This is a genomic window from Actinoplanes sp. ATCC 53533 (assembly GCF_003947245.1).
The window spans coordinates 1-2,308 of sequence record NZ_QHHV01000504.1; the positions used below are offsets into that span (position 1 = coordinate 1).

The window sequence follows — 2,308 nt, forward strand, 5'->3', positions numbered from 1 at the left end:
CCGCGACAGCGGCTCACTCAAACGCTCGATCGCCCAGGCACGACTGGTCGTCGTCCACAGCCTGGAAATCGACAATGCTGGAGAAAAGGGCGTCGGTCCCGCGGTCTTCGACCACGCCATGCAGAAACTGCGCGCCGCCTGGCGTCTGCTCTGGGATGCGGGCGTGCGCCGGTTCGTCTTCACCAGCGATCACGGCTTTCTTCTACTTGACGACAATACCGCGCCAGCTCAAGCCCACGGCCGTCGCATTGATCCGGACAGAAGGCACGTCTTCTCCCCTGTGGCGGCGGATCACGATGGTGAGGTGCGGGTCGCCCTGGCGAACCTCGGCTACGAGGGAGCCGAGGGGCACGTGATGTTCCCAGAGACTACGGCGGTGTTCGACACCGGCCGACGCTCCATGAATTTTGTCCACGGCGGCAACAGTCTGCAGGAGCGCGTCATCCCGGTCCTGACCGTGGTGCACCGTGCCGCAGCTGGCGGACAGAACGTGCGATACGGCATCAAGGCCAAGGCTGCCGAGGACGTAGCGGGGATGCACTGCATCGAGGCCAAGGTTGAGGTCCTCGCGCAGCGGTCGTTGGACTTCGGAAGCTCACAGAACGTCGAACTCGGGCTGCGGGTTCACGATGCCGAAGGTGTGCAGGTCGAGCTCTGCCAAACCCGCGGCAAGGCGCGAATCGCGGGTGGCATGGTGGTCGCGACCGTCGGCGAACCTTTCGAGCTGTTCTTCCGGCTTTCCGGAGCAGCTGACGCACGCGTGCTGGTCCAACTCCACCACCCCAGCGCCGTGGCGGATGTCGAGCCGTGCGTACCGGATGTTCGCTTCGCGGTCACGGCTACCCGCAGGCCGTCGTCACCGCCGCCCGCACCATCAGCGCGTGTCGGGACGAGTAGTACAAGCTGGCTCGAGCAGTTCTCCGACCCGGGGGTCCGGCAGGTGTTTGAACACCTGGCCACGCACGGCACGGTCACGGAGAACGAGGCCGCCGCAATGCTGGGTGGTCCGCGTGGCCTTCGACGTTTCGCCATCCAATTCGAAACCCATGCCCAGAAGGCACCCTTCGGCGTACGCATCGATGTCGTGGCCGGAGTGAAACGATACGTACGTGAGGGAAGCGAATGAGCACACTGACTCAGAAGGACGTCGAGCACGTCTTCGAGTCGCTCCGCAAGGGCCTCGTGCCCGAGCGGGGAATCGACGCGTTCGCCGTGGGCATCGAGAAGCAGCGTGGTGAGCTTCATCGACAGCTCGACTTCGCGAAGAGCGGCGAGGGCACCGTCAAGTTCATCCGTGGCGGTTACGGTTGCGGCAAGACGTTCATGGCACGCCTTGCGCTGCTCGATGCGCAGGCCCAGGGGTTCGCTACCAGCTTCGTCGTGGTCTCCGACAACGATCTCCGGTTCCACCGGTTCGATGACGTGTACCGCAAGGTACTGACCGAACTCGGAACCGCATCGTGCTCACGAGGGGCCCTGGGTGACATCCTCGACCGCTGGATCGGGCGGGTGGAAGACAGCCTTGTGGCAGCCGGCGAAGACGACTCGGCCCCCGACTTCGACGACAAGGTCCAGAAACGCCTCGACGAGGATCTCGCGGCTATGACTGGCGGCCGGGCCCCACAAGACTTCGTCCGCGTCATTCAGACGATCTTCGAGTTGAAGCAGAAGGGCGATACCACAGAAGCGGGAGCACTCATCTCCTGGTTGTGCGGCAGCGGCAACGTCGCGGTGTCGGCCAAGAAGTCCGCAGGCGTCAAGGGAGATATCGGTAGCCGCGACGCCTTGGACTACCTGCGTGGCGTGCTCGAGATCGTGAAGGCGGCCGGGTACGCCGGCCTCGTCGTCGTCATCGACGAGGCCGAGACCATCCTGCGCATGCGTTCAGACTCGCGGCACAAGTCCCTCAACGGGATCCGGCAGATCGCCGACGCGGCGAGTTCCTACCCCGGCATGTTGTGGGTCTTCACCGGTACCCCGGAGTTCTTCGACACCCGGCATGGGGTTGCCGGACTCGCGCCCCTGCACGATCGGATCCGGTTCCTGAAGCAGGGAAGGTTCGCCAGCCTGCGGCAGGCGCAGCTCGAACTCGTGCCCTTCGACGCCGATCGCCTCCGATCGGTTGCGCTTCGGCTGCGCGAGCTGTTCCCAGCGTTGGACGGTGGCGGCTTCGAACAGAAGATCAGCACAGCGTTCGTGGAACGGCTGGTCGCGGAGGTGACCGCCGGGTTTAAGGGAGACGTCGGTGTGGTGCCACGCCAGTTCCTACGCGAGTTCGTCACCCAACTCGACCTGGTCGAGGAACACG

2 protein-coding genes are annotated in these 2,308 nt (G+C 64.6%); both read left to right on the plus strand.

Going from position 1 to position 2,308, the window contains the following annotated elements:
* On the plus strand, positions 1–1,126 hold a 1,126-nt coding region (pglZ, locus tag DMB66_RS59590), incomplete at its 5' end, for a BREX-6 system phosphatase PglZ (protein WP_125812674.1).
* On the plus strand, positions 1,123–2,308 hold a 1,186-nt coding region (gene brxD, locus DMB66_RS59595; protein ID WP_125812675.1), incomplete at its 3' end, for a BREX system ATP-binding protein BrxD. The genes pglZ and brxD, both read left to right, overlap by 4 nt.